A 17,942-nucleotide genomic window follows, 5' to 3' on the forward strand; every position below is an offset into this window, starting at 1 on the left:
AGCGCAGAAACGTAGGCCGGGTAAGGCGAAGCCGCCACCCGGCTAAAATTACAACGGTGAATCCTGGCTAATCTCGTCCAGCGATAGATGGAAGCTCGGCACAAATACCTGCATGAAGTAGTCCATCTCTTCGCTGCGGCGGGATTCTAGCGTTTTTTCCAGACGCGTTTTTGCCAGTAAAAACTCATTATTGCCCGCAGACAGCTCTTCCAGACACTTCAGATAGGCGCACAGCGCGTCGGCCTGTTTGACCAGCGACTTTTCATCTTCCGTATACTGATGCTCGTCGATGAGCGGTTCAAAGATATCGCGTAGCTCTTCGGGCACCATCTCGATAAGCTTCTGCTGGGCAATCTTCTCGATAGCCTTATATTCCTGAGCAATCTGAGAATTGAAATATTTCACTGGCGTAGGCAGGTCGCCGGTCAGCACCTCTGATGCGTCGTGGTACATCGCCAGCAAAGCGATGCGCTCGGCATTCACCTGCCCGTTAAATTTGCGATTCTTAATGGCAGCCAGCGCATGAGCAACCATAGCAACCTGAAGACTATGCTCAGACACGTTCTCTGTACGCACGTTGCGCATCAGCGGCCAGCGGTTGATCAGTTTCAGGCGGGAGAGGTGGGCAAAGAAATGGCTCTGACTCATAGGTTACCTTTTGTCTTCACTGCGACAGGACTTCATTGTGCGGGGAGGGGAGGGAAGATGCAAATCAGGCTACCGAAGTAGCCTGATTTTAAGATTACTGATGGTATCCAGAGAGGAATCGCCCGAAGCGGCTGATAGCCATTTCGAGATCGTCTTCACGTGGCAGGGTCACGATACGCACGTGGTCCGGCCACGGCCAGTTAAACGCCGTCCCCTGAACCAGCAGCACTTTTTCCTGCAACAGGAAATCGAGCACCATTTTCTGATCGTCGTGGATATTGAAGCGCTTCGCGTCAATTTTCGGGAACATATACAGCGCCCCGTTCGGCTTCACGCAGGAGACGCCCGGGATATCGTTGATCAGTTCCCATGCGCGGTTACGCTGTTCGTACAGGCGACCGCCAGGGACGATAAACTCGCTGATGCTCTGGTAGCCGCCCAGCGCCGTCTGGATCGCGTGCTGAGCAGGCACGTTGGCGCAAAGACGCATCGACGCCAGCATCTCAAGCCCTTCAATATAGCCTTTTGCGTGCTTTTTCGGGCCGTTCAGCACCATCCAGCCCTGACGGAAACCGGCCACGCGGTAGGTTTTAGACAGTCCGTTAAAGGTGACGGTAAGCAGGTCGGGCGCCAGCGCGGCGATAGAGTGGTGCTGCGCCGCGTCGTAAAGGATCTTGTCGTAGATTTCGTCAGCGAAGATGATCAGGTTGTGCTGGCGGGCGATCTCCACGATCTCCATCAGCAGCTCTTTTGAATAGACCGCGCCCGTCGGGTTGTTCGGGTTGATGATCACAATCCCACGCGTGCGAGGCGTGATTTTCGCGCGAATGTCGTCCAGATCCGGGAACCAGTCAGAGGATTCGTCGCAAAGATAATGTACCGCTTTACCGCTGGAGAGCGATACGGCAGCGGTCCACAGCGGATAGTCCGGCGCGGGAACCAGCATTTCGTCACCGCTGTTCAGCAGCGCCTGCATGGCCTGAACAATAAGTTCGGAGACGCCGTTGCCGATATAGATATCTTCGACGGTAACGTCACGCATACCGCGCGCCTGGTAGTGCTGCATAATGGCTTTACGGGCGGAGTAAAGTCCCTTTGAGTCACAATAGCCTTGTGCCGTAGGCAGGTTGCGGATCACATCAACCAGAATTTCATCCGGCGCTTCAAAACCAAATGGCGCGGGGTTGCCGATGTTGAGCTTCAGAACCTTGTTGCCTTCTTCTTCAAGGCGTTTTGCCTCTTTCAGAACCGGGCCACGGATGTCATAACAGACGTTATCTAGCTTGCTGGATTTTTCGATAGGGGACATGAACCTTTAACCTTTTCGCTATTATTGCCACTCCCTGCCGTGGAAGTCAGCACGGAATAATGTACTCCCCCCACGCTTCGTTTTGAAGGGTGTGCAGAAGAAGATTTTGTGCCCATAGCGAAAATGTGATGAATCTTTTTAACTATTGACTGACGCTTTCACTGCCTTAACGTAATGTACAAACCATAAATAAAGGTTGATTGTGCTGCACATTTATGTGAATGATGCATATTGTTCTGATGGAAAATAAAAGACGCGCAGACAACAAGCAGAAGTTACGCTGGGTGACATTTCGTAAAACCTGAGTGTTGAAGGGACCTTGCAGTAATAGCCCGGAGCGGCTAAAAGTTAATCATGTGAAATTAATGTTAAGTGTTATTAATGAATGACCATAATCTAAATTAAAATTTATTTATTATTAACCAACAAAATGCAACTTTAGTTAATTCTAATAAAATTAGTTTAGAAGCTTAACAAACCTCTTTAATCCTTAATATTGCAATAAGACTTATAAATAAAGTGGATTTGGGTTAAGATGTCTATACGGAAAGCAGTAGAAAGATGCAGTGGTTTTGCATTTTTGAAACTGATTTTCCGGTTTAATTGATTGTTATTGTTGGAGTTATCTCTGGCTGGAATGTGTCAAACATCTCCTGCTACGTTGACAGCGCTGCGAAAAAGATGGCAGAAAAAGTGTTACGCCTTTAATGTAATTTACATAACCCTGCGTACATCTAAATATCCTGAACGTTTAAGAGAATAAAAATAACGTCATGAAACGTGCTTTCTGACTGTTGATATAAAGCAGCACAATAACTATCTGTCAGGCAGTCTGCCGGGCCGGGATGCGAGGGAAAACCTTCAGAAGGAATTGCTTAACTGTTACACACAGCTTCAACCCGGGCAGCTCCGCACGAGCAACCTGAAAGTGAATAGATATGATAAATGCAAATCGTCCGATAATGAATCTCGACCTCGATCTGCTGAGAACGTTTGTTGCGGTCGCCGATCTCAACACTTTTGCAGCAGCTGCTGCCGCCGTCTGCCGAACTCAGTCCGCCGTTAGCCAGCAAATGCAGCGGCTGGAGCAACTGGTTGGGAAAGAGCTTTTTGCCCGTCACGGGCGTAATAAGCTCTTAACGGAACACGGTATTCAGCTACTGGGTTATGCCAGGAAAATTCTTCGCTTTAATGATGAAGCATGTATGTCATTAATGTTTAGCAACCTTCAGGGGGTGTTAACCTTAGGGGCATCTGATGAGTCAGCGGATACAATATTGCCGTTTCTTCTCAACCGAATTAGCTCGGTTTATCCGAAGCTTGCGCTGGATGTGAGCGTAAAGCGTAATGCCTTTATGGTTGAGATGTTAAATGAGAACAAGGTCGACCTGGTGGTCACGACGCATCGTCCCGGACAGTTTGATTGTCTGACCTTGCGCACATCGCCAACGCACTGGTATTGCGCAGCGGAATACGTGTTGCAAAAAGGGGAACCCGTACCGCTGGTTTTACTGGACGATCCGAGTCCTTTCCGGGATATGGTGCTTACGGCGTTAAATGAAGCCAACATTCCGTGGCGTCTGGCCTATGTAGCGTCCACGCTGCCCGCGGTGCGTGCCGCCGTGAAAGCGGGTCTTGGCGTAACGGCCCGTCCGGTAGAGATGATGAGCCCCGATCTGCGCGTTCTCGGTAAATCTGATGGTCTCCCAGCGCTGCCGGATACCGAGTATCTGCTTTGCCATAACGCGTCCAGTCATAACGAGCTGGCGAAGGTGGTGTTTGAGGCGATGGAAAATTACCATAACCCATGGCAGTTCGAGCATGTTACCTCCGAAGGGGGGGATGATTCCCTGATCGTTGAAGGTGACTTTGAGTGATCAAAAGCTCAAAATTCTGGTAACAAATTGTAAGTGTAAAAAAAAGCCACTCGTGCCGTTTTCGCACGCAGTGGCTTTTTTTTGCCATTATTATCCTCTTTCGTTACAGGGTTTTCATAAATAAAACATACATATCAAGGGAATAAATGCTTCTGCTTAAATCTTGTTCACTTTCCGGTCTAACTTCATCCATAACCCCTTGATGTTAAAAAAGCAGCAAATATGTTGCCGGTTTTTTGGGTGAATTAACAAAAGCGTGTCTCAGATCAAGAAAATACTCCTATTTGGGGGGAGGAATCGTTGGCAAATCCTGTCAAAATAGGAGGGTTATTTTTTTTACTTCCAAAACGGACACGATTCAACAACATGCATTTGACGAAAAGTCAGGTAACCACCAGGGTTAAAGGGCACCAAATGTTAATGAGAATCGCTCGATGTAATTTAATGTGAAGAAACCTTTGTTAAAGTTGACAATAGGTTATAGAAAGGAGTAAAAAACCCCATCATTTTGCTGTCTACGTCTCATTTCAGACAGTTAGTGTAAGGTTATTTGTTCCTCCCCATGAATCGATGTGATGCCCATCTGCCAGCAAGAGCAGTGTCGTCGGTATCACTTTTGATGAGTAAGCAATGAGTATGTCAACATCCACAGAAGTCATCGCTCATCACTGGGCATTCGCAATCTTTCTTATTGTAGCCATTGGCCTGTGCTGCCTGATGTTAGTCGGCGGCTGGTTCCTGGGCGGTCGCGCCCGTGCAAGGCACAAAAACACACCTTTCGAATCAGGTATTGATTCAGTAGGGTCCGCTCGCTTACGCCTGTCTGCCAAGTTCTATCTGGTAGCGATGTTCTTCGTCATCTTCGACGTGGAAGCGCTTTACCTGTTCGCATGGTCGACCTCCATTCGCGAAAGTGGTTGGGTGGGCTTTGTCGAGGCCGCAATTTTCATTTTAGTGCTACTGGCCGGTCTGGTTTATCTGGTGCGTATTGGCGCGCTTGACTGGACGCCTGCGCGTTCACGTCGTGAACACATCAACCCGGAAAACAGTATCTCTAATCGTCAGCAGTAACAGCGAGGCAATAAGATGGATTATACGCTCACCCGCATAGATCCTAACGGTGAGAATGACCGTTACCCCCTGCAAAAACAGGAGATCGTAACCGACCCCCTGGAGCAAGAAGTCAATAAAAGCGTGTATATGGGCAAACTCGAACATGCCATGCACGATATGGTCAACTGGGGTCGTAAGAACTCCATCTGGCCATACAACTTTGGCCTTTCTTGCTGCTACGTTGAAATGGTGACGTCATTCACTGCGGTGCATGACGTTGCGCGTTTTGGGGCCGAGGTACTGCGTGCTTCCCCACGTCAGGCTGACCTGATGGTGGTGGCCGGTACCTGCTTTACCAAAATGGCACCTGTTATTCAGCGTCTGTATGACCAGATGCTGGAGCCAAAATGGGTTATTTCCATGGGCGCATGTGCAAACTCCGGCGGTATGTACGACATTTATTCCGTTGTGCAGGGCGTTGATAAGTTCATTCCGGTGGATGTTTACATCCCGGGCTGCCCGCCGCGCCCAGAAGCCTATATGCAGGCGCTGATGCTGCTGCAGGAGTCTATCGGTAAAGAACGTCGCCCACTCTCATGGGTTGTTGGCGATCAGGGTGTCTATCGCGCGAACATGCAGTCCGAGCGCGAGCGTAAACGTGGTGAACGTATTGCCGTCACCAACCTGCGTACGCCTGACGAAATTTAATTTGCGCCTGTAGGCCTGGAGAAAACCTTCGCATATCACTACTCAAATAGCGCGAAGCCAGGCTTAACAGTCACCACGGACCATTTGCAATGGTGAACAATATGACCGACTTAACCGCGCAAGAAGCCGCCTGGCAGACCCGGGATCATCTTGATGACCCCGTTATTGGCGAACTGCGCAACCGTTTTGGGCCGGATGCCTTTACCGTTCAGGCGACCCGCACCGGGGTACCCGTTGTTTGGGTGAAGCGTGAACAATTGCTGGAAGTTGTCGATTTCCTCAAGAAATTGCCAAAACCTTACGTCATGCTGTTTGACTTACACGGCATGGACGAACGTCTGAGAACGCACCGCCAGGGTCTCCCTGCTGCGGATTTTTCCGTTTTCTACCACCTGATCTCAATAGACCGCAACACGGATATCATGCTCAAGGTGGCATTGTCTGAAAACGACATGCATCTGCCGACGATCACCAAACTTTTCCCGAACGCTAACTGGTATGAGCGTGAAACCTGGGAAATGTTCGGCATGACCTTCGACGGCCACCCGCACCTGACGCGCATCATGATGCCGCAGACCTGGACCGGCCACCCGCTGCGTAAAGACTACCCGGCACGTGCGACCGAATTCGATCCGTTTGAGCTGACCAAAGCCAAGCAGGATCTGGAGATGGAAGCGCTGACCTTCAAGCCGGAAGACTGGGGCATGAAGCGCGGTACTGAAAACGAGGACTTCATGTTCCTCAACCTCGGTCCGAACCACCCGTCTGCGCACGGTGCATTCCGTATTATTCTTCAGCTTGATGGCGAAGAGATTGTCGACTGCGTTCCTGACATCGGCTACCACCACCGCGGTGCTGAGAAGATGGGCGAGCGTCAGTCCTGGCACAGCTACATTCCGTATACCGACCGTATCGAGTACCTCGGCGGCTGCGTAAACGAAATGCCATACGTGCTGGCCGTTGAGAAACTGGCAGGCATCACCGTACCGGATCGCGTTAACGTGATTCGCGTTATGCTGTCTGAACTGTTCCGCATCAACAGCCACCTGCTGTACATCTCCACGTTCATTCAGGACGTCGGCGCGATGACCCCGGTCTTCTTCGCCTTTACCGACCGTCAGAAAATCTACGATCTGGTGGAAGCGATTACCGGCTTCCGTATGCACCCGGCTTGGTTCCGTATTGGCGGTGTGGCGCACGATCTGCCGCGCGGCTGGGACCGCCTGCTGCGTGAATTCCTCGACTGGATGCCGAAGCGTCTGGCGTCTTACGAGAAAGCCGCGCTGCGCAACACCATCCTGAAAGGCCGTTCCCAGGGCGTTGCTGCCTACGGCGCGAAAGAAGCGCTGGAGTGGGGTACCACAGGTGCAGGTCTGCGTGCGACCGGTATTGATTTCGACGTGCGTAAAGCCCGTCCTTACTCTGGCTACGAGAACTTCGACTTTGAAGTCCCGGTTGGCGGCGGTGTTTCCGACTGCTACACCCGCGTGATGCTGAAAGTGGAAGAGCTGCGCCAGAGTCTGCGCATCCTTGAGCAGTGCCTCAACAACATGCCGGAAGGCCCGTTCAAGGCGGATCACCCGCTGACGACGCCGCCGCCGAAAGAGCGCACGCTGCAGCATATCGAAACCCTGATCACCCACTTCCTGCAGGTTTCCTGGGGCCCGGTCATGCCGGCGCAAGAATCCTTCCAGATGATTGAAGCGACCAAGGGTATTAACAGTTACTACCTGACCAGTGACGGCAGCACCATGAGCTACCGTACCCGCGTGCGTACGCCGAGCTTTGCGCACCTGCAGCAGATCCCGTCCGCCATCCGCGGCAGTCTGGTCTCTGACCTGATTGTGTATCTGGGTAGTATCGATTTTGTTATGTCAGATGTGGACCGCTAATTATGCACGAGAATCAACAACCACAAACCGAGGCTTTTGAGCTGAGTGAAGCAGAGCGTGCCGCCATTGAGCACGAGATGCACCACTACGAAGACCCGCGTGCGGCGTCCATTGAAGCGCTGAAAATCGTACAGAAACAGCGTGGTTGGGTGCCGGATGGGGCGATTTACGAGATCGCAAAAGTGCTGGGCATTCCGGCAAGTGACGTAGAGGGCGTAGCTACGTTCTACAGCCAGATCTTCCGTCAGCCGGTAGGCCGCCATGTGATCCGCTACTGTGACAGCGTCGTCTGCCACATTACCGGCTATCAGGGCATTCAGGCTGCGATTGAGAAAAAGCTCAATATCAAGCCGGGCCAGACCACGTTCGATGGACGCTTTACTCTGCTGCCAACCTGCTGCCTGGGTAACTGCGACAAGGGGCCGACCATGATGATTGATGAGGACACTCACAGCCATCTGACGCCGGAAGCGATTCCTGACCTGCTGGAGCAGTACAAATGAAAACTGTAATTCGTACTGCTGAGACGCATCCGCTGACCTGGCGTCTGCGCGATGACAAACAGCCGGTATGGCTCGACGAATACCAGAGCAAAAACGGCTATGCCGGTGCGCGTAAAGCCCTCGGCGGCATGGCGCCGGACGACATCGTTAATGCGGTGAAAGATTCCGGCCTGAAAGGCCGCGGCGGCGCGGGCTTCTCCACCGGTCTGAAGTGGAGCCTGATGCCAAAAGACGAATCCATGAACATCCGTTACCTGCTGTGTAACGCCGATGAAATGGAGCCAGGCACCTATAAAGACCGCCTGCTGATGGAGCAGCTGCCGCACCTGCTGGTGGAAGGCATGCTGATCTCCGCGTTTGCGCTGAAAGCGTACCGTGGCTACATCTTCCTGCGCGGTGAGTACATCGAAGCGGCAGAAAACCTGCGTCGCGCGATTGCCGAAGCCACCGAAGCCGGCCTTCTGGGTAAAAACATCCTGGGTACCGGGTTTGACTTCGAACTGTTCGTGCACACCGGTGCCGGGCGTTACATCTGCGGTGAAGAAACTGCGCTGATTAACTCCCTGGAAGGCCGCCGTGCGAACCCGCGTTCCAAGCCACCGTTCCCGGCAAGCTCCGGCGTGTGGGGTAAACCGACCTGCGTAAACAACGTCGAAACCCTGTGTAACGTCCCGGCTATCCTCGCCAACGGCGTGGAGTGGTATCAGGGCATCTCCTCAAGCAAAGATGCCGGTACCAAACTGATGGGCTTCTCCGGTCGCGTTAAAAACCCTGGCGTCTGGGAACTGCCGTTCGGTACCACCGCACGCGAAATTCTTGAAGACTACGCCGGCGGCATGCGCGATGGCCTGAAATTTAAAGCCTGGCAGCCGGGCGGGGCAGGGACGGACTTCCTGACCGAAGCCCACCTTGACCTGCCGATGGAATTCGAAAGCATTGGTAAAGCAGGCAGCCGTCTGGGTACGGCGCTGGCGATGGCCGTCGACCACGAGATCGGCATGGTCTCGCTGGTGCGTAACCTGGAAGAGTTCTTTGCCCGTGAGTCCTGCGGCTGGTGTACACCGTGCCGTGACGGTCTGCCGTGGAGCGTGAAGATCCTGCGTGCAATCGAGCGCGGCGAAGGCCAGCCTGGCGATATCGAGACGCTTGAGCAACTGTGTCGATTCTTAGGGCCAGGTAAAACCTTCTGCGCCCACGCACCGGGTGCCGTCGAGCCGCTGCAGAGCGCGATTAAATATTTCCGCGACGAATTCGAAGCAGGCATCAAGCAGCCGTTCAGCAATACCCATTCGATCAATGGTATTCAGCCGAACCTGCTGAAAGCGCGCTGGTAACGACAAGAATTTTGATTAACGCTCGGTTTCGACTGAGCCAACTGGAAGCATGCTAATGGCTACGATTCATGTAGACGGCAAAGAATACGAAGTCAACGGGGCGGACAACCTGCTGGAAGCTTGTCTGTCTCTTGGCCTCGATATTCCGTACTTTTGCTGGCATCCGGCGCTGGGCAGCGTCGGTGCTTGCCGCCAGTGTGCGGTGAAGCAATATCAAAACGCGGAAGACACGCGTGGTCGCCTGGTGATGTCCTGTATGACGCCAGCCACCGAAGGCACTTTTATTTCGATTGATGACGAAGAAGCCAAACAGTTCCGCGAAAGCGTGGTGGAGTGGTTGATGACCAACCACCCGCACGACTGTCCGGTTTGTGAAGAGGGCGGTAACTGCCACCTTCAGGATATGACCGTGATGACCGGTCACAGTTTCCGTCGCTATCGCTTTACCAAGCGTACCCACCGTAACCAGGATCTGGGGCCGTTCATCTCTCACGAAATGAACCGCTGCATCGCCTGCTACCGCTGCGTGCGTTACTACAAAGACTATGCAGATGGTCAGGATCTGGGCGTCTATGGCGCGCACGACAACGTCTACTTCGGCCGTCCGGAAGACGGCGTGCTGGAGAGCGAATTCTCCGGTAACCTGGTAGAAATCTGTCCGACCGGCGTATTCACGGATAAAACCCACTCCGAGCGTTACAACCGTAAATGGGACATGCAGTTTGCGCCAAGCATCTGCCAGCAGTGTTCCCTCGGCTGTAACACCAGCCCGGGTGAGCGCTACGGCGAACTGCGTCGTATCGAAAACCGTTACAACGGTACCGTAAACCACTACTTCCTGTGCGACCGCGGTCGTTTCGGCTATGGCTATGTGAACCTGAAAGACCGTCCGCGTCAGCCGGTTCAGCGCCGTGGCGACGACGTCATTACCCTGAACGCTGAACAGGCGATGCAGGGCGCGGCAGATATTCTGCGCCAGTCGAAGAAAGTGATCGGTATCGGCTCCCCGCGCGCCAGCATCGAAAGCAACTTCGCGCTGCGCGAGCTGGTTGGAGCGGAAAACTTCTACACCGGCATCGCCCAGGGCGAGCAGGAACGTCTGCAGCTGGTACTGAAAGTGCTGCGTGAAGGTGGTATCCATACCCCTGCGCTGCGCGAAATTGAATCCTATGATGCGGTTCTGGTGCTGGGTGAAGACCTGACGCAGACCGGCGCCCGCGCGGCCCTGGCGGTTCGTCAGGCGGTGAAGGGTAAAGCACGTGAAATGGCAGCGGCGCAGAAAGTGGCTGACTGGCAGATTGCGGCGATCCTCAACATCGGCCAGCGCGCGAAGCACCCTCTGTTTGTGACCAACGTCGACAACACCCGTCTGGACGATATCGCCGCGTGGACCTACTGCGCGCCGGTTGAAGACCAGGCGCGTCTTGGCTTTGCCATTGCCCACGCGCTGGACAACAGCTCACCGGCCGTTGAGCTGGATCGCGACCTGCAAAACAAGGTCGACGTGATTGTTCAGGCCCTCGCAGGTGCGAAGAAACCGCTGATTATCTCCGGAACCAACGCCGGAAGCGCGGAGATCATTCAGGCCGCCGCGAACGTTGCCAAAGCCCTGAAAGGCCGCGGTGCAGACGTTGGCGTGACCATGATTGCCCGTGCGGTAAACAGCATCGGTCTGGGCATGATTGGCGGCGGCTCGCTGGAAGAAGCGTTAAGCGAACTGGAATCCGGTGCCGCTGACGCCGTTGTGGTGCTGGAAAACGATCTGCACCGCCACGCGTCTGCCGCTCGCGTTGACGCTGCGCTCTCCAAAGCGCCGCTGGTGATGGTGATTGACCATCAGCGCACCGCGATCATGGACAAAGCGCATCTGGTGCTCTCTGCGGCAAGCTTTGCAGAAAGCGACGGTACCGTTATCAACAACGAAGGCCGCGCGCAGCGTTTCTTCCAGGTTTACGACCCGGCATATTACGACAGCAACACCGTGATGCTGGAAAGCTGGCGCTGGCTGCACTCCCTGCACAGCACCGTGCAGAGCCGTGAAGTGGACTGGACGCAGCTCGACCACGTTATCGACGCGGTGGTGGAAAAACTGCCTCAGCTGGCAGGCATTAAAGATGCCGCGCCTGAAGCCAGCTTCCGCATTCGCGGCCAGAAGCTGGCGCGTGAACCGCACCGCTACAGCGGCCGTACCGCTATGCGCGCCAACATCAGCGTACACGAACCGCGCCAGCCGCAGGATAAAGACACCATGTTCGCCTTCTCCATGGAAGGGAACAACCAGCCGTCTGCCCCGCGTTCGCAAATCCCGTTCGCATGGGCTCCGGGCTGGAACTCCCCGCAGGCGTGGAACAAGTTCCAGGCTGAAGTGGGCGGCTCCCTGCGCCACGGCGATCCGGGCGTGCGTCTGATTGAAGCTTCCGAAACCGGTCTGGACTTCTTCACCACCGTCCCGGCGAGCTTCCAGGCTCAGGATGGTCAGTGGCGTATTGCCCCGTACTACCATCTGTTCGGTAGCGACGAGCTGTCCCAGCGTTCACCGGTCTTCCAGACCCGTATGCCGCAGCCTTACATCAAGCTTAACCCGGCGGATGCCGCGAAGCTTGGCGTTAACGCGGGCGCGAACATCGCCTTTAGCTATGACGGCCAGACCATCAGCCTGCCGCTGATTATTTCTGAAAATCTGACAGCAGGGCAGGTCGGTCTGCCGATGGGTATGCCTGGCATCGCGCCGGTTCTGGCGGGTGCGCGTCTTGATAATCTGCAGGAGGCAAAAGCATGAGTTGGTTAACGCCGGATCTTATCGACATCCTGCTGAGCATTCTGAAAGCGATTGTTATCCTGCTGGTGGTGGTCACCTGCGGCGCGTTCATGAGCTTTGGTGAACGTCGTCTGCTCGGTCTGTTCCAGAACCGTTACGGACCGAACCGCGTGGGCTGGGGTGGTTCACTCCAGCTGGTCGCGGACATGATCAAGATGTTCTTTAAAGAGGACTGGATCCCTCGCTTCTCGGATCGCGTGATCTTTACTCTGGCACCGATGATCGCCTTCACCTCGCTGCTGCTGGCGTTTGCTATCGTTCCGGTCAGCCCGACCTGGGTGGTCGCTGACCTGAACATCGGCATTCTGTTCTTCCTGATGATGGCAGGTCTCGCGGTTTACGCGGTCCTGTTCGCAGGCTGGTCCAGTAACAACAAATACTCGCTGCTGGGTGCGATGCGTGCTTCCGCGCAGACGCTGAGCTACGAAGTGTTCCTGGGACTCTCCCTGATGGGCGTGGTGGCGCAGGCCGGTTCATTCAACATGACCGACATCGTCAACAACCAGGCCGACATCTGGAACGTTATCCCGCAGTTCTTTGGGTTTATTACCTTTGCTATCGCGGGCGTGGCCGTGTGTCACCGTCACCCGTTTGACCAGCCGGAAGCCGAACAGGAACTGGCCGACGGTTACCACATTGAATATTCCGGCATGAAGTTCGGTCTGTTCTTTGTGGGCGAGTACATCGGTATCGTCACCATTTCCGCGTTGATGGTAACGCTGTTCTTTGGTGGCTGGCATGGCCCGTTCTTACCGCCGTTCATCTGGTTCGCGCTGAAAACCGCGTTCTTCATGATGATGTTCATTTTGATTCGCGCAGCGTTACCGCGTCCACGTTATGACCAGGTAATGTCCTTCGGCTGGAAAGTGTGCCTGCCGCTGACGCTCGTCAACTTGTTGGTAACGGCAGCTGTCATTCTCTGGCAGCAGCCATAAGGGGCTATAGACCATGACCTTAAAAGAATTACTGGTAGGTTTCGGTACCCAGGTACGCAGTATCTGGATGATCGGCCTGCACGCGTTTGCTAAACGCGAAACCCGGATGTACCCGGAAGAGCCGGTATATCTGCCGCCGCGCTACCGTGGCCGTATCGTGCTGACGCGAGACCCGGACGGTTCCGAGCGCTGCGTTGCCTGTAACCTGTGTGCGGTAGCGTGTCCGGTCGGCTGTATCTCTCTGCAGAAAGCCGAGACGGTAGACGGCCGCTGGTACCCTGAGTTCTTCCGCATCAACTTCTCACGCTGCATCTTCTGCGGTCTGTGTGAAGAAGCGTGCCCAACCACGGCGATTCAGCTGACTCCAGACTTTGAGCTGGGTGAGTACAAGCGTCAGGACCTGGTGTACGAGAAAGAGGATCTGCTGATTTCCGGTCCGGGCAAATACCCGGAATATAACTTCTACCGGATGGCGGGTATGGCAATCGACGGCAAAGATAAGGGCGAAGCAGAGAACGAAGCTAAGCCTATCGACGTCAAGAGCCTGTTACCGTAAGGAGAGGGCAATGGAATTCGCTTTTTATATCTGTGGCCTTATCGCCATCCTGGCTACGCTGCGAGTGATTACGCACACCAATCCGGTGCATGCGCTGCTGTACTTAATCATTTCGCTGCTGGCTATTTCCGGGGTGTTCTTCGCGCTGGGCGCGCACTTCGCCGGTGCGCTGGAAATCATCGTTTACGCCGGGGCCATCATGGTGCTGTTCGTGTTCGTCGTGATGATGCTGAACCTGGGCGGCTCTGAAATTGAGCAGGAACGTCAGTGGTTAAAACCGCAGGTGTGGATTGGCCCGGCAATTTTGTCGGCCATCATGCTGGTGGTGATCGTTTACGCCATTCTGGGCGTGAACGATCAGGGCATCGACGGCACGCCAATTGGTGCGAAAGAGGTGGGTATCACGCTCTTTGGCCCATACGTTCTGGCGGTGGAACTGGCCTCTATGCTGCTGCTGGCAGGCCTGGTTGTGGCTTTCCACGTTGGCCGCGAAGAGCGTGCTGGCGAGGTGCTGAGCAACCGCACTGACGACCGCGCGAAAAGAAAAACGGAGGAGCGCGCATGATCCCCTTAACACATGGACTGATCCTCGCTGCGATTTTATTCGTTCTGGGTCTGACCGGTCTGGTTATCCGCCGTAATCTGCTGTTTATGCTGATCGGCCTGGAAATCATGATTAACGCCTCCGCGCTGGCCTTCGTGGTCGCCGGAAGCTACTGGGGCCAGACCGATGGTCAGGTGATGTACATTCTCGCCATCAGCCTCGCGGCTGCTGAAGCGAGTATTGGCCTGGCGCTGTTGCTGCAGCTCCATCGTCGCCGCCAGAATCTGAACATCGATTCAGTAAGTGAGTTGCGTGGATGAATATGCTTGCCTTAACCATTATTTTTCCGCTGATTGGCTTCGTGCTGCTGGCGTTTTCTCGCGGCCGCTGGTCTGAGAATCTGTCCGCGACCGTTGGCATGGGCTCTGTCGGCCTGGCCGCGCTGGTCACAGCGTATGCGGGTATCGACTTCTTTAACAACGGACGCCAGCCTTTCAGCGTGCCGCTGTGGACCTGGATGTCGGTCGGTGATTTCAACATCGGTTTCAACCTGGTGCTGGACGGTCTCTCGCTGACCATGCTCTCCGTGGTCACCGGCGTCGGCTTCCTGATCCACATGTTTGCCTCCTGGTACATGCGCGGTGAAGAGGGTTACTCCCGCTTCTTCGCCTACACCAACCTGTTTATTGCCAGCATGGTGGTTCTGGTGCTGGCCGATAACCTGCTGCTGATGTATCTGGGCTGGGAAGGCGTGGGCCTGTGCTCTTACCTGCTGATCGGTTTCTACTATACCGATCCGAAGAATGGCGCAGCGGCCATGAAAGCGTTCGTCGTGACCCGCGTGGGTGACGTCTTCCTCGCGTTCGCGCTGTTCATTCTCTACAACGAACTGGGCACGCTGAACTTCCGCGAGATGGTGGAACTGGCGCCAGCACACTTCGAGGCAGGCAATAACATGCTGTGGTGGGCAACGCTGATGCTGCTGGGTGGTGCCGTGGGTAAATCCGCGCAGCTGCCGCTGCAGACATGGCTGGCCGACGCGATGGCGGGTCCAACCCCTGTCTCCGCGCTGATCCACGCCGCGACCATGGTCACCGCCGGTGTTTACCTGATTGCGCGTACTCATGGCCTGTTCCTGATGACTCCGGAAATTCTGCATCTGGTGGGTATCGTCGGTGCGGTCACGCTGGTGCTGGCAGGCTTTGCCGCGCTGGTTCAGACCGACATCAAGCGCGTTCTCGCGTACTCCACCATGAGCCAGATTGGTTACATGTTCCTGGCGCTGGGTGTTCAGGCGTGGGACGCGGCCATTTTCCACCTGATGACGCACGCGTTCTTCAAAGCGCTGCTGTTCCTCTCATCCGGTTCGGTGATTCTGGCCTGCCATCACGAGCAGAACATCTTCAAGATGGGCGGACTGCGTAAGTCCATCCCGCTGGTCTATGTCTGCTTCCTGGTGGGCGGCGCGGCGCTGGCGGCACTGCCGCTGATCACCGCGGGCTTCTTCAGTAAGGACGAAATCCTTGCGGGTGCTATGGCGAATGGTCATATCAATCTGATGGTTGCGGGTCTGGTCGGTGCGTTCATGACCTCCCTGTATACCTTCCGTATGATTTTCATCGTATTCCACGGTAAAGAACAAATTCACGCTCACGCAGGGAAGGGGATTACCCACCACCTGCCGCTGATTGTGCTGCTGGTACTGTCCACCTTCGTTGGCGCGATGATTGTGCCACCGCTGCAGGGCGTACTGCCAGACACCACCGAGCTTGAGCACGGTCGCGTTCTGACGCTTGAAATCACCTCCGGTGTGGTCGCTATCGCGGGTATCCTGATTGCGGCATGGCTGTGGCTGGGCAAACGTACGCTGGTCACTGCCGTGGCCAACAGTGCGCCGGGCCGCCTGCTGGGCACCTGGTGGTACAACGCGTGGGGCTTCGACTGGCTGTACGACATGATCTTCGTTAAGCCGTTCCTGGGCGTTGCGTGGCTGCTGAAGCGCGACCCGCTGAACAGCCTGATGAACATCCCGGCGATCCTCTCCCGCTTTGCAGGTAAAGGCCTGCTGTACAGCGAGAACGGTTACCTGCGTTGGTATGTGGCGTCCATGAGCATCGGTGCGGTTGTGGTGCTGGCGCTGCTGATGGTATTGCGTTGATCGTTAAGTGAATTTTATTCGAATTCGTTGAAAATCAGGCCCCTGCTGGGGGCCTTAAAAAGGAATGTAAATCGCCATGTTACTACCCTGGCTAATATTAATTCCCTTCATCGGCGGCTTCCTGTGCTGGCAGACCGAACGCTTTGGCGTGAAGATGCCGCGCTGGATCGCGCTGATCACCATGGGATTGACGCTCGCGCTTGGCCTGCAACTGTGGTTGCAGGGCGGTTACTCACTGACCCAGTCTGCGGGCATTCCGCAGTGGCAGTCTGAGTTCATCCTGCCGTGGATCCCGCGTTTCGGCATTACGATCCACCTGGCGATTGACGGTCTGTCGCTGCTGATGGTGGTGCTGACCGGTCTGCTCGGCGTTCTGGCGGTACTCTGCTCCTGGCGAGAAATCGAAAAATACCAGGGCTTCTTCCACCTGAACCTGATGTGGATCCTGGGCGGCGTGATCGGCGTGTTCCTTGCCATCGACATGTTCCTGTTCTTCTTCTTCTGGGAGATGATGCTGGTGCCGATGTACTTCCTGATCGCGCTGTGGGGCCACAAGGCGTCCGACGGTAAAACGCGTATCACGGCGGCAACCAAGTTCTTCATCTATACCCAGGCGAGCGGTCTGGTAATGCTGATTGCCATTCTGGCGCTGGTGTTCGTTCATCACAACGCAACCGGCACCTGGACCTTCAACTACGAAGACCTGCTGAAGACCCCGATGTCACACGGCGTTGAATACCTGCTGATGCTGGGCTTCTTCATTGCCTTCGCGGTGAAAATGCCGGTGGTTCCTCTGCACGGCTGGCTGCCAGACGCGCACTCCCAGGCACCAACGGCGGGTTCCGTTGACCTGGCGGGCATCCTGCTGAAAACGGCGGCCTACGGTCTGCTGCGTTTCGCACTGCCGCTGTTCCCGAATGCCTCCGCGGAGTTCGCTCCGATTGCCATGTGGCTGGGTGTGATCGGTATCTTCTACGGTGCCTGGATGGCCTTCACGCAATACGACATCAAGCGTCTGATTGCTTATACCTCCGTTTCCCACATGGGCTTCGTGCTGATTGCTATCTACACCGGCAGCCAGCTGGCGTACCAGGGCGCGGTGATCCAGATGATTGCGCACGGTCTGTCCGCAGCCGGTCTCTTCATCCTGTGCGGCCAGCTGTATGAACGTCTGCACACCCGCGACATGCGTATGATGGGTGGCCTGTGGAGCAAAATTAAATGGCTGCCAGCGCTCTCCATGTTCTTCGCGGTGGCTACCCTGGGGATGCCGGGCACCGGTAACTTCGTCGGCGAATTCATGATTCTGTTCGGCAGCTTCAAAGTGGTACCGGTGATTACCGTGATCTCCACCTTTGGTCTGGTGTTCGCTTCCGTGTACTCGCTGGCGATGCTGCACCGCGCTTACTTCGGTAAAGCGAAGAGCGAAATTGCTGCACAAGAACTGCCGGGGATGTCGCTGCGTGAGCTGTTCATCATCCTGCTGCTGGTCGTACTGCTGGTGCTGTTGGGCTTCTTCCCGCAGCCGATTCTGGATACCTCGCACAGCGCGATGGGCAATATCCAGCAGTGGTTTGTTAATTCTGTTTCTACTACAAGGCCGTAAT

At 55.1% G+C, this 17,942-nt stretch carries 15 protein-coding genes; 13 read left to right on the plus strand and 2 right to left on the minus strand.

Translation table 11 applies throughout. The features are described 5' to 3' along the window. Positions 1-48: 48 nt before the first annotated feature. Positions 49-648 carry a 5'-deoxynucleotidase gene (yfbR, locus tag IM291_RS07535; protein ID WP_028013935.1) on the minus strand — a complete coding sequence of 200 codons (600 nt, stop codon included), beginning with the start codon at positions 646-648 and terminating at the stop codon, positions 49-51. A 94-nt stretch (positions 649-742) separates the two neighbouring features. Further along, positions 743-1,957 (minus strand): alanine transaminase AlaA, encoded by a 1,215-nt coding sequence (gene alaA / locus IM291_RS07540; protein WP_003861471.1) that lies wholly within the window; start codon positions 1,955-1,957, stop codon positions 743-745. Between the two features lie 938 nt (positions 1,958-2,895). On the opposite strand from alaA, the gene lrhA reads away from it, so the two are divergent. The 13 genes from lrhA to nuoM all read left to right on the plus strand — a co-directional run bounded on the left by lrhA (position 2,896) and on the right by nuoM (position 17,941). After that, complete coding sequence (gene lrhA, locus IM291_RS07545) at positions 2,896-3,834, plus strand: transcriptional regulator LrhA (RefSeq protein WP_028013934.1); 939 nt, start codon at positions 2,896-2,898, stop codon at positions 3,832-3,834. Between the two features lie 630 nt (positions 3,835-4,464). Further along, a complete protein-coding gene (gene nuoA / locus IM291_RS07550; protein ID WP_014171000.1) occupies positions 4,465-4,905 on the plus strand; it encodes an NADH-quinone oxidoreductase subunit NuoA in 441 nt (146 codons plus the stop codon). A gap of 15 nt (positions 4,906-4,920) precedes the next feature. Next, positions 4,921-5,595, plus strand: coding sequence for an NADH-quinone oxidoreductase subunit NuoB (nuoB, locus tag IM291_RS07555; RefSeq protein WP_003861482.1), 675 nt, complete (start codon positions 4,921-4,923; stop codon positions 5,593-5,595). Positions 5,596-5,684: 89 nt separating this feature from the next. Then, positions 5,685-7,487, plus strand: coding sequence for an NADH-quinone oxidoreductase subunit C/D (nuoC, locus tag IM291_RS07560; RefSeq protein ID WP_028013933.1), 1,803 nt, complete (start codon positions 5,685-5,687; stop codon positions 7,485-7,487). A gap of 2 nt (positions 7,488-7,489) precedes the next feature. Further along, the gene (gene nuoE / locus IM291_RS07565) at positions 7,490-7,990 is read left to right on the plus strand and encodes an NADH-quinone oxidoreductase subunit NuoE (protein ID WP_006176513.1); all 501 of its coding nucleotides are present in this window, start codon (positions 7,490-7,492) and stop codon (positions 7,988-7,990) included. Further along, positions 7,987-9,324 carry an NADH-quinone oxidoreductase subunit NuoF gene (gene nuoF / locus IM291_RS07570; RefSeq protein WP_006811381.1) on the plus strand — a complete coding sequence of 446 codons (1,338 nt, stop codon included), beginning with the start codon at positions 7,987-7,989 and terminating at the stop codon, positions 9,322-9,324. The genes nuoE and nuoF overlap by 4 nt, the downstream gene beginning before the upstream one ends. A 55-nt stretch (positions 9,325-9,379) precedes the next feature. Next, positions 9,380-12,103, plus strand: a complete 2,724-nt coding sequence (nuoG, locus tag IM291_RS07575; protein WP_192986484.1) for an NADH-quinone oxidoreductase subunit NuoG — start codon at positions 9,380-9,382, stop codon at positions 12,101-12,103. Continuing rightward, on the plus strand, positions 12,100-13,077 hold the full coding sequence (gene nuoH, locus IM291_RS07580; protein WP_008500211.1) for an NADH-quinone oxidoreductase subunit NuoH: 978 nt from the start codon (positions 12,100-12,102) through the stop codon (positions 13,075-13,077). The genes nuoG and nuoH overlap by 4 nt, the downstream gene beginning before the upstream one ends. Positions 13,078-13,090: 13 nt before the next feature. Next, a complete protein-coding gene (nuoI, locus tag IM291_RS07585) occupies positions 13,091-13,633 on the plus strand; it encodes an NADH-quinone oxidoreductase subunit NuoI (RefSeq protein ID WP_003861491.1) in 543 nt (180 codons plus the stop codon). A gap of 10 nt (positions 13,634-13,643) precedes the next feature. After that, on the plus strand, positions 13,644-14,198 hold the full coding sequence (gene nuoJ, locus IM291_RS07590; protein WP_008500212.1) for an NADH-quinone oxidoreductase subunit J: 555 nt from the start codon (positions 13,644-13,646) through the stop codon (positions 14,196-14,198). After that, positions 14,195-14,497, plus strand: a complete 303-nt coding sequence (gene nuoK / locus IM291_RS07595) for an NADH-quinone oxidoreductase subunit NuoK (protein ID WP_003861496.1) — start codon at positions 14,195-14,197, stop codon at positions 14,495-14,497. Before nuoJ ends, nuoK begins: the two co-directional genes overlap by 4 nt. After that, a complete protein-coding gene (gene nuoL, locus IM291_RS07600; protein ID WP_028013930.1) occupies positions 14,494-16,335 on the plus strand; it encodes an NADH-quinone oxidoreductase subunit L in 1,842 nt (613 codons plus the stop codon). Before nuoK ends, nuoL begins: the two co-directional genes overlap by 4 nt. 76 nt (positions 16,336-16,411) lie before the next feature. Continuing rightward, positions 16,412-17,941, plus strand: coding sequence for an NADH-quinone oxidoreductase subunit M (gene nuoM / locus IM291_RS07605; RefSeq protein WP_008500214.1), 1,530 nt, complete (start codon positions 16,412-16,414; stop codon positions 17,939-17,941). Position 17,942 lies beyond the last annotated feature (1 nt).

Origin of the sequence: Enterobacter cloacae complex sp. P27C (assembly GCF_014895705.1) — a bacterium.
Classification (GTDB): domain Bacteria; phylum Pseudomonadota; class Gammaproteobacteria; order Enterobacterales; family Enterobacteriaceae; genus Enterobacter; species Enterobacter bugandensis.

What these genes read in the sequence shown, in the direction of transcription:
- yfbR (WP_028013935.1), bottom strand. Translation starts at nt 648, where the DNA reads ATGAGTCAGAGCCATTTCTTTGCCCACCTCTCCCGCCTGAAACTGATC.
- alaA (WP_003861471.1), bottom strand. Translation starts at nt 1,957, where the DNA reads ATGTCCCCTATCGAAAAATCCAGCAAGCTAGATAACGTCTGTTATGAC.
- lrhA (WP_028013934.1), top strand. Translation starts at nt 2,896, where the DNA reads ATGATAAATGCAAATCGTCCGATAATGAATCTCGACCTCGATCTGCTG.
- nuoA (WP_014171000.1), top strand. Translation starts at nt 4,465, where the DNA reads ATGAGTATGTCAACATCCACAGAAGTCATCGCTCATCACTGGGCATTC.
- nuoB (WP_003861482.1), top strand. Translation starts at nt 4,921, where the DNA reads ATGGATTATACGCTCACCCGCATAGATCCTAACGGTGAGAATGACCGT.
- nuoC (WP_028013933.1), top strand. Translation starts at nt 5,685, where the DNA reads ATGGTGAACAATATGACCGACTTAACCGCGCAAGAAGCCGCCTGGCAG.
- nuoE (WP_006176513.1), top strand. Translation starts at nt 7,490, where the DNA reads ATGCACGAGAATCAACAACCACAAACCGAGGCTTTTGAGCTGAGTGAA.
- nuoF (WP_006811381.1), top strand. Translation starts at nt 7,987, where the DNA reads ATGAAAACTGTAATTCGTACTGCTGAGACGCATCCGCTGACCTGGCGT.
- nuoG (WP_192986484.1), top strand. Translation starts at nt 9,380, where the DNA reads ATGGCTACGATTCATGTAGACGGCAAAGAATACGAAGTCAACGGGGCG.
- nuoH (WP_008500211.1), top strand. Translation starts at nt 12,100, where the DNA reads ATGAGTTGGTTAACGCCGGATCTTATCGACATCCTGCTGAGCATTCTG.
- nuoI (WP_003861491.1), top strand. Translation starts at nt 13,091, where the DNA reads ATGACCTTAAAAGAATTACTGGTAGGTTTCGGTACCCAGGTACGCAGT.
- nuoJ (WP_008500212.1), top strand. Translation starts at nt 13,644, where the DNA reads ATGGAATTCGCTTTTTATATCTGTGGCCTTATCGCCATCCTGGCTACG.
- nuoK (WP_003861496.1), top strand. Translation starts at nt 14,195, where the DNA reads ATGATCCCCTTAACACATGGACTGATCCTCGCTGCGATTTTATTCGTT.
- nuoL (WP_028013930.1), top strand. Translation starts at nt 14,494, where the DNA reads ATGAATATGCTTGCCTTAACCATTATTTTTCCGCTGATTGGCTTCGTG.
- nuoM (WP_008500214.1), top strand. Translation starts at nt 16,412, where the DNA reads ATGTTACTACCCTGGCTAATATTAATTCCCTTCATCGGCGGCTTCCTG.